We start from the raw sequence: 8,274 nt of genomic DNA on the forward strand, positions 1-8,274 counted from the left end.
GGGTGCGGTGGGTCAGCGGCGGCGGTTCCTCGCCGGCTGCCCGGGGCTTAGGGGAGCCGGCGGGCGGGCGCGCCGGGCAGCGAGGGCGCGGACACGCGCTTCCAGAGCGGCGACGGCGAAGTCGGCGCGAACGGCCTCGGACCGGCGGGTGATCAGTGCCGGGTCGTGGACCGGGAGGGTGTTCCGGTATCCGATGCGCAGAAGGGGCGCGGGATCGGCAAGGGCGGAAGTGAACGCGCCGATGAGGTGCGGCGGGGTGTGATCGCCGAAGCGTGCCTGCCACACCGGCTGGTGCACGCCGAGCTTGACGGTCACCAGCCAGGCACCTGGGCTGTCCGCCGTCCCCAGGCGCCTGATGTCAGCCGTGCCGTCGGGTGATCCGATGCCACCGGCGTTACGGGCCCAGCCGGCCCGCAGGAGGCGTTCGTACGGGTCGCAGGGCGCGTTCGCTTGTGCCGAGGGGTCGGTGAGTGCGTCGGTGACGGCGGCGATGAGTTCGACGGGGGTGCGGGCGCCGAAACTGGCGAACCAAGCCGGCCGCCGCGCTGGCCCCGGGGCGTGGACCAGGGTCCACCACCGGTTGTCGGGGTCGGGTTCCAGACGCAGGAGAGCGTGGTGGTCCGGGCTGGAGAGCACGACGCGGGGCATCAGGGGGTCGTTGCCGTGGCTCCAGCCGCAGGCGCGGTGCAGGGGGACGGTGACCCAGGCGGGATCTCCGCCGCCGGCAAGGTGGCGCGGGGAGATGAAGTCGACCTCGACGCTGCCGGGAGGCGGCTGGGTGGTCACTTTCGTGCCGGGTTTCGCGCGCCGCGTACGGGGGCCGTGGTGGGCGGCACGCTTCGGGGCGCCGGGGCCCGGCGGAAGGCGGTGTTGATCTCGCGGAGGGCGTCGCCGTGGGTGGCCCAGGTGTCGAGGTGGCTCCACGCCTCGGCGTGGTACTCGGCCAGGGCGTCGTCGTATACCGCGTTGCCGGGGGAGGCGTTGGCGGGCAGGCCGTCGCGCGTCTGCAGCCACTGCTCGTGCTGTTCGTCGAGTTGGTCGAGCGCGGAGCGCAGGACGTCTATCTGCCAGCGCCAGCGGCTCTGCACGGTGTCCGCCGGCAGCCGGGCAAGTTGCGTTTCGGCGGTAGCGAGCAGGTGGCTGGCGCCGGCGTGGAGCGGTTCGAAGGCCGCGGCGGTGTCGGCGTCGCGCAGGCCGGCGCGGATGCCGTAGGCGTGTTCGTCGTGGGCCCAGCCGCCGAGGTCGGTGTGCTCGTCGGAGTAGACGTCCCAGTCGGCGAGGATCTTCTGGCTGTCGCGCAGGTAGGCGTTGAGGTGACGCAGGAGAGCGCGGTGTCGGTGATCGGTGGAGATAGTGGGTGGTCCTGTCGGTTCAGCGGCGTGCGGCGGCACGGGCGGTACCGGTGTTCGCCGGGCCGGCCGCGGGGATCTTCTTCTGCCGTCGGGTGGCACGCGCGGCGCGGTGCAGGGACGTGATACGGGTGGCGTGCGTGGCGACGACCTGGTCCGGGGTGAGCGGGCTGGGCTTCTGCGCGGCGCCGTAGTGGACGGTGCTGTCGGACATGGCGCGGTGCAGCGGGGCGGGGTCGGCAAGCGCGGTGACGAAGGCGGCCACGAGGTGATCGGGCATGTAGTCGCTGAACCATGCGTTCCAGATCTGCGGCCCGTCGTAGTGGCCGCTTCGCGGCTCGCGGGTCTCCATGTGCCAGTGCGGCGTGTCGTGGAACTCCTGTTCGCGCAGTTCCACTTGGCACATGCCGTCGGTTGACACGGCGGTCGCCGGGTCGCTCACGCGCCAGCCCGCGGATTCCAGGGTCGAGATGATGCCCGGCGGATCCTCCGCGTCCGCAGTGAGGAGGGCGTCGGTGAACGAAGCGATGACCTCCGCGGGGACGAGTCCGCTGAACTGTGCGGACCACCGTGGGGCGTTGTCGGTGGGGTCGGCTTGCAGGCACCACCACCTGGAGGTGCTGTGTGCCTCCGGGGCGTACTGGAGGCGGTAGCCGTGATCGGGGCTGCGCAGGATGAGGTCGGCGCCCAGCGGGTCGGAGACGGTGCTCCAGCCGGCGGCGGCCAGGCCGTGGGTGACGTGGCGGGGATCGCCCGGGCCGGCGAGGTGGCGTGGGCTGGTGTCGTAGGGGATCTGCCAGGCATGCGTGTCGGCGAACGCGGCGGTGAGCCGGTCGGTCAGCGGCACCAGGCGCACCCCGGCCCGCTGGCGGCGCCCGCGTCGTAGAGGTCGCGGAGGTCGTCGAGGAGGTAGTGGAGGGCGTGGTGGTCTGCCTGCGCTGACGCGGCAGCGCGCACCTGCGCGATCAGGAGGCCGGCCTCGGTGGTGCGGGGGGTGTCCGGGTGGTCGTGCAGGGCACGGGCAAGGGCGCGCAGGGTGTCGGCGAACTGGAGGGGCAGGCCGGTGAGTTCGTCGAGGAGGGGCTCAGCGAGGGCGAGTGCTTCGTCGGGGTCGGGGCCGGAACGCAGGTAGTCGGTCAGGTGGGACAACGTCTCGGTGACGGCGCGCAGGTCATCGGCGGTGGGATCGGGCATCGGGCTCCTCGGGTGTGGGTGCGGGTCAGCGGCGGGTTCGCGCGCCGCCGGCGGGCGCGTAGGGGCGGGCAGGGGTGGTGCGGGGCCGGACACGCTGGGCGCTGCTGGGTGCCCAGGCTCCGGTGCGGGCGGCCGTGATCCTGGTCTGCTGCCAGGCGTGGAGCTGGGAGGGCAGGACGGACACCGACCAGGTACGGATCTGCGCGCTGAAAGGAACACGGCCGCGCGGGCGCATCACCGGTTCGGGGTTGGCGAGTTCGGCCGTGAAGGCTTGCACCAGGTGCATCGGGGTGCTGATCGAGAACTGGCCACTCCACCCGTTGCCCTGCGCATCCTTCGCCCCGGTCCACCACATCGCCTCTCCGTCGGACTTGTGGTGGTACTGCATCCAGGCGCTGCCGTCAGGGCTCGTCGCGCTGTAGTGCCGGCCCTCGGCCCGCGCGTTCCAGCCCTGCTGCTCCAGGGGCGCCCAGATGTCGGGGGCGTGTGCATCGCGGGGGCGGGTGAGGGCGTCGGTCAGCCCGGCGACGATCTCCACGGGTGTCTGCCGGCCGAGGTGCGCCCACCAGGCGTTGTCCCGGCCGTTCGCGTCCGCGTAGATCGCCCATCCTCCGGGCAGGACGTGCGGGTTGTAGGCGAGGCGGACGGTGCGGTCCGGGCTCTCCATGACCAGCGGGCCGCCCGCGACGGACTTGTCCTGCCATCCCGAGGCGTGCAGGAAGTGTGAGACGTGGCGGATGTCGCCGCCGCCGGCCAGAGCGCGGGGCTGGACGAGGTAGTGCTGCTCGGCCTGCTCACCCGCCCCCCAGCCCGGCATCGTTTTCTGACTGGGCCCCTTCTTCTTTTTCACCTGTGCCGCCGGGCGGTGGGCGCAGCGAAGGCCGGCTTCGCATCCGCCGCGGCGAGTTGCTCGCGGGCGTGGTGGAGCGTTTCGCGGTGCTCGTCCAGGTCGAGGGCGATGTCGTCGAGTTCGTTCGAGGCACGGCCCAGAGCCAGCCAGACTTCCGGCGGCAGAGCGCCACGTCCGGTCTGGTCCTTGGCGAGCACGCTGCTGACGACCATGAGGTGGGTGAGGCCGCCGAGGACCCCTTCCTCCGGGTCGGGATCCAGGATGCGCGCGATGACCCGTGCGGCCTGGCCTGGCGGGAGCTGCGAGAGGCGATCGGCGAGTTGGCCGAGCTGGTGGGTGATCTCGTCGGCCAGCCTTTCGGCATACAAGGTGGGGCGGGACATGCGGCTCCAGGGCGGGGACGGGGACGGTCAGTGGTGGTGCGGGTGCCCGATCCGGCGGAGTTCGGTGGCGGCGGGTTCGGGGCTGGCGCCGGCCAGCAGCCGGGTGCGGTCGCTGTCGACCGGGGTGCAGGCGCGCAGGTAGCCGCGGAACAGGGCGGTCGCGAGGCGGGGCTTGAGACGGTGGGTGATCGGCGGGGGAGTGCGGGGTGCTACGGGTCTCTCCGAAAGTCAGTCGGACAGGGGCACGGTGCCGGGTTCAGCGGCGCCGGCCCGGCGGGGCGGCCGGGAGCTGAGAGGGCTGCGCTGTCGGTGCCGGGGTCCAGGGGGTGGTGGTCGCCGCGCAGGCCGGAAGGGGGCAATCCGCTGGGTTGGAGGATGTCTGCTGCCTGCTCGGTTTCGCCGATGGCTACGACCAGCTCGGTGCGGGGGCTTTGGTGAGGGTGATCCTCGTCATCGAACCCTGCCGGCCCGCGAAGGGCGGGCGCCTTCGGTGGGCGGCGAGGTGGACGGGGCCGCGGAGGGCGCGGACCGGCTCGTGGGGTGCTGCAGTGCGGTGGTGATGCCGAGGGCGTCGAGCTGCGGTCCGATCGCGCGCACTGCGCGGGCCTGGGTCTGGGTGTCGTCCGCGGCGAGGCTGTAGATGCCGGTGTGCGGGTCCTGGACGAACCCGGCCGCCGTCAGGACGGACCCGGCGGTCTCGCCGACGGGGGCGGTGGCGATGCTCCCGTCCGGCTGCCAGATCAGCACGAGCCGGTCCGGCTGGGACGGCTGGGTGCCGCCCAGGGCGTTGTGCCGGACTTCGGCGAGCGCGCTGTCGTAGCGGACAAGGAGGTCGTCGGCGACCTGCTCGGCGTCCAGGAACGGATCCCCGGCCAGCGCGATGCCGCCTGGTTCGCGTACGGCGCGGTATGCCTCGTCGGGCAGAGCACGGGGAGCGACGGGGGCGATGAGGAACCCGTCGCCTCCGTCGTACCGGTCGAGGAGGGCGAGTTGGGCGCCGTCGGGGCGGCTGAGGATGGCGGCCTGCTGCAGGGGATGCTCTGCGAGGGAGGCGGCGGCCAGGTCCAGATCCCAGATGCGCTCGGCCAGTTCTTCGAGATCGGCGAGGTTGGACAGGTCGTCCTTGTCGTCCGTGGGCAGGTGGGTGGTGGTCCAGGTGCCGGGAAGCTGGTCGGCGAGGACGTCGGCAAAGGAGGCCAGACGCCCGGTGGTGTCGTGATCGTGCATGGTGTCCTTGGCGGGGTGGGCGGTGAGGTCAGCGGCGCGGGGCCGTGGTGATGTCCGGCGGCGCCGGCGGCACGCTGCTCGGCGGTGGCGGGCAGGCGCACGCCGCGGAGCGCTCCTGCTCGTCGGCGGGGACTTGTTCGGTGCAGGTGCTGCGGCCGGGGTGGGCGGCGCTGCGGTCGGCGAGCGCGTCGCGGGTGTGGACCAAGTCGGTTTGCAGGACGCGCAGAGGGTTCTCAGCGAGATAGCGCAGGCGATGGGCGAAGTGGGGGTCGGCTGCGGTGTCGAGGCCGTCGTGGAACTCGGCCGCGGCGAGGGGGACGTCTTCCAGCGCGGCCAGCACGCCGTCGTGCGCGGCGGTCACCTCGGTGAGCACGTGGGCCGCCTCAGCGGTGGTGGTGGCTTTGCGGAGGAGGTCGGAGAGGTGGGCGACGCCGGCGCCCAGCGGGAGGTAACCGGCCGGGCGCGCGTCGGTGTCGAAGGCTTCGTCGCAGTCGACGTGGTATCCGGCGGCGCGGAGCCGGGCGACGGCGTCGGTGCCCAGACGGGCCTCGTCGTCCTCGGTGAGGCCGGTGGGGGCGCGGTGGTAGGTCTCGTGGACGCGGACGACGGCGACGAAGCCGGTGCGCTGCAGGATGCTGTGCGCGGCCCGGTCGCCGCCGCGGGCGAGGAGTTCACCGGAGTGCGGGTGGCGGCGAATGTCCAGGAGTTGTCCGGCGGGCAAAGGAACGTTTCTCCTACGGTGATCGGTGTGCGGCCGGCCGGGCGACGGCATGGGCGGCGGCTGGTGCGGTGGCCGCGGAGGGCTGGGTCATCTCGTGTGCGGTGGCATCCAGGTCTTGCTGGAGCGCGTGGATACGGCGGGCGATCAGCTCCAGGCGGTGTGCCGTGCCGGTTCCGGCGGCGGTCGGCCGGCGGGTGATCCGCTGGGCGGTGTGTTCCACGAGGCCGCGCACCGCGGCCAGAGGGCCGGTGTGTTCGTCGGCGAGCTGGGTGAGGACGGCGGCGAGCTGCGTCTGCGTCGTGGGCACAGGGCGGTTGCCGGCGCGGGTTGTGGGGGTGTCGTAGACGGGGATCAGCCGCAGGTCCGCTTCGATACGCCGGGCCTCGTCGGCAAGGTGACGGCCGGTGTCGGCGGGCGGGTTGTACCAGGCTCCGCCGTGCCGGATGAGGCTGGCGATCAGGTCCAGCCGTCCCGGCCGGGCCTGGAGGGCGACCCACCGGCACTCCCGTGCCTGCGAGGTTCCGGGAATCTGGATCCCGGCGGCGCGGGCCAGGCGGTGGGCGATTTCAGTCCACTCGGGGCCCGTGAGGGTGCGGTCCTCGGGGGCGAGCCGTACGTCGACGTGGAAGATGGCGTGGCGGTCGCCGTACCGGCTGACGGCGAACGGGTGGTCCGCATAGGGGTCTTCGAGGTGTTCGGCCCACTGCGCGGACGTCCACGTCGGCTGCCCGTCGTTCTGCCTGTAGGCGTCGAGTCCCGGCCAGTAGGCGACGACGGTGTGCTCGGTGAGCCCGTCCTCGGGTGATACCGGCCGCCCCAGGGCTCGGGTGAGGGGCCCGACGGCGGTGTGGGTGCGCTGGTGGATGTGGGGGATCACCAGCCGCTCCGCCTGTCCGCGATGTGAATCAGGTAGTTGAGGGCGTTGATCGTGTACCAGCCGCAGTCGACGATGTCGCCGCTGCCCGCGAACTTGGGCAGGAAGGTGTCCTCCATGGCTCGCAGGTGGATGAGGCAGTCCGGGCAGCGGCGCGAGAGGTGGAGCATGTAGCGGGGGTGGGAGGTGAGGTAGGACTGGGCGCCGCCGGTTGCGTTGTGCAGCCTCCAGCCGTTCTCCTCGGTCGGGGTGTGCCGCGAGGGGGCGACCACCCGCATGGCATCGCCCCACATCTCGCCGCCGGCCACGCCCTTCAAGACGACGACGGTCTCTCCGGCCCGGAAGTGCTGGGCTGTGATGTCCCGGTGGGGCGTGAGCGGGTCCGGCGTCGGGACGAGTACCGGGGTGGGCGACGGGGGCAGTGGCATGCGGTTCCTTCCACGCGGGTCAGGCAGGGCGGGAGGAACAATGGTCCGGAGATTCGCCGGTTTGCCTAACCGGCGATCACCGGCTATGTTCCCCGCCGCTCAGCGGAACGGGTTCTGTGTCCCGCGGTCGCCTTCGCCTGCAGCGTCGAGGAGTTCGGGCAGGTCACAGCCCTCGGAGTCACGCTGGTCGATCCACCATCCTGCCCGGGTGATCGAGCGGGCTTTGTCCTCCTGCTCTGCCCAGGCGGCCTCGTCCCAGGCCCCTTCGACGACCAGCGCGGTATACGCCGCGGCCATCAGCTGGTGACGGGTGCGCTCGCCCCAGGCCAGAGCCTTGGCCGGGCCGTCCAGCGGCGGCATGTCGAACCGTTGCGCCCAGTCTTCGGCGGCCTGCTTCTCCTCGGCGCGGCGGGCCGCGAGCCACTCCTGCCGGGAGCCGGAGTCGGCGTCGCGGGCTGCCTTCCAGCAGTCGGGGCAGTCCCGCTCGGCGAGCCAGCGGGCGAATCCCGCCCGCCGGTCGGCCGGCCGGTCGGACAGGTCATGGTCGACCTCGTGGCCGCAGGGGTGCTCGACGGTCCAGTTCGTTCGGATTGCCATGTGGTTGTTTCTGCTTTCTGTCTTCTGCGTCGTCTCAGCGGGTCCTGCGGATGGCGTCTGTGGCCGCCGTGGCGATGGCGACGGGAGCGCTGGAGGGCTGGGGCAGGTGCAGCAAGGTGGTCCCCGGCAAGTGCTGGGACTCGGCGGTGAGGGTGAGCTGGAGTACGGCGCAGCCGGCGGTCGTGAGCTGCTTGACGCGGGTGACGGCTTGAGCGGTTTCGTCGCTGCGGTACCGGGCGTCGGTGACGATCACGAGGAGGCGGCCGGCGCCGGGGCGGCTGAGTTCGAGGCCGTGGTCGAGTGCGTCGATGGCGTCGCCGAGGTTGTGGTGGCGGCCGGTGGCATCGAACGTCGTCACGCGCTGTGGTGCTCGGTGGGTGGGCCGGGTCAATGCGGTCAGGTGCAGGTCGTAGGCGATGGTGGCGGTGCGGGAGTCGGGGTCGGTCAGGGCTGCTGCGCGTGCCACGATCCAGGCAGCGGACGCGACGGGCGCGCAGGCGGCACGCATGGAGCCGGAGACGTCGACGGCGATACCCACACGCAGCGGTGGGGTAGGGGAGTTCCGGCGGCGGGTGTGGGTGAACGGTTGGGCGGTGGGGACCGACCCGGCCGCGCGCTGAGCGTCGCGGGCGAGGGCACGGCCCATGTTGA

Annotated in this window: 12 protein-coding genes; all 12 read right to left on the minus strand. The window is 72.5% G+C overall.

The annotated features are described in order from the left end of the window. Positions 1–12: 12 nt before the first annotated feature. Positions 13–786 (minus strand): SPDY domain-containing protein, encoded by a 774-nt coding sequence (locus H5J30_RS02060; RefSeq protein ID WP_181785412.1) that lies wholly within the window; start codon positions 784–786, stop codon positions 13–15. After that, on the minus strand, positions 783–1,391 hold the full coding sequence (locus H5J30_RS02065; protein ID WP_309505395.1) for a hypothetical protein: 609 nt from the start codon (positions 1,389–1,391) through the stop codon (positions 783–785). Before H5J30_RS02065 ends, H5J30_RS02060 begins: the two co-directional genes overlap by 4 nt. Further along, on the minus strand, positions 1,372–2,196 hold the full coding sequence (locus H5J30_RS02070; RefSeq protein ID WP_181785413.1) for an SPDY domain-containing protein: 825 nt from the start codon (positions 2,194–2,196) through the stop codon (positions 1,372–1,374). Before H5J30_RS02070 ends, H5J30_RS02065 begins: the two co-directional genes overlap by 20 nt. Further along, positions 2,187–2,543, minus strand: coding sequence for a hypothetical protein (locus tag H5J30_RS02075; RefSeq protein WP_181785414.1), 357 nt, complete (start codon positions 2,541–2,543; stop codon positions 2,187–2,189). Before H5J30_RS02075 ends, H5J30_RS02070 begins: the two co-directional genes overlap by 10 nt. A gap of 25 nt (positions 2,544–2,568) precedes the next feature. Then, a complete protein-coding gene (locus tag H5J30_RS02080) occupies positions 2,569–3,360 on the minus strand; it encodes an SPDY domain-containing protein (RefSeq protein WP_181785415.1) in 792 nt (263 codons plus the stop codon). Positions 3,361–3,389: 29 nt separating this feature from the next. Next, positions 3,390–3,776 carry a hypothetical protein gene (locus H5J30_RS02085; protein WP_181785416.1) on the minus strand — a complete coding sequence of 129 codons (387 nt, stop codon included), beginning with the start codon at positions 3,774–3,776 and terminating at the stop codon, positions 3,390–3,392. 450 nt (positions 3,777–4,226) lie between these two features. Continuing rightward, positions 4,227–5,003, minus strand: a complete 777-nt coding sequence (locus H5J30_RS02090) for a hypothetical protein (protein ID WP_181785417.1) — start codon at positions 5,001–5,003, stop codon at positions 4,227–4,229. Positions 5,004–5,031: 28 nt separating this feature from the next. After that, complete coding sequence (locus tag H5J30_RS02095) at positions 5,032–5,724, minus strand: hypothetical protein (RefSeq protein ID WP_258563025.1); 693 nt, start codon at positions 5,722–5,724, stop codon at positions 5,032–5,034. 13 nt (positions 5,725–5,737) lie between these two features. Further along, a complete protein-coding gene (locus H5J30_RS02100; protein WP_181785419.1) occupies positions 5,738–6,601 on the minus strand; it encodes a relaxase/mobilization nuclease in 864 nt (287 codons plus the stop codon). Next, positions 6,598–7,026, minus strand: a complete 429-nt coding sequence (locus H5J30_RS02105) for a hypothetical protein (RefSeq protein WP_181785420.1) — start codon at positions 7,024–7,026, stop codon at positions 6,598–6,600. Before H5J30_RS02105 ends, H5J30_RS02100 begins: the two co-directional genes overlap by 4 nt. A 99-nt stretch (positions 7,027–7,125) precedes the next feature. After that, entirely contained in the window at positions 7,126–7,623 is a 498-nt protein-coding gene (locus tag H5J30_RS02110) for a hypothetical protein (RefSeq protein ID WP_181785421.1), read from the minus strand. Between the two features lie 34 nt (positions 7,624–7,657). After that, the coding region (locus tag H5J30_RS02115) for a VWA domain-containing protein (RefSeq protein WP_181785422.1) at positions 7,658–8,274 on the minus strand (617 nt) is incomplete at its 5' end.

Source organism: Streptomyces phytophilus, from assembly GCF_013870535.1.
GTDB lineage: Bacteria > Actinomycetota > Actinomycetes > Streptomycetales > Streptomycetaceae > Streptomyces > Streptomyces phytophilus.

Coding starts and splice junctions, on each gene's coding strand:
- H5J30_RS02090 (WP_181785417.1), bottom strand. CDS start 5,003: ATGCACGATCACGACACCACCGGGCGTCTGGCCTCCTTTGCCGACGTC.
- H5J30_RS02075 (WP_181785414.1), bottom strand. CDS start 2,543: ATGCCCGATCCCACCGCCGATGACCTGCGCGCCGTCACCGAGACGTTG.
- H5J30_RS02110 (WP_181785421.1), bottom strand. CDS start 7,623: ATGGCAATCCGAACGAACTGGACCGTCGAGCACCCCTGCGGCCACGAG.
- H5J30_RS02080 (WP_181785415.1), bottom strand. CDS start 3,360: ATGCCGGGCTGGGGGGCGGGTGAGCAGGCCGAGCAGCACTACCTCGTC.
- H5J30_RS02085 (WP_181785416.1), bottom strand. CDS start 3,776: ATGTCCCGCCCCACCTTGTATGCCGAAAGGCTGGCCGACGAGATCACC.
- H5J30_RS02105 (WP_181785420.1), bottom strand. CDS start 7,026: ATGCCACTGCCCCCGTCGCCCACCCCGGTACTCGTCCCGACGCCGGAC.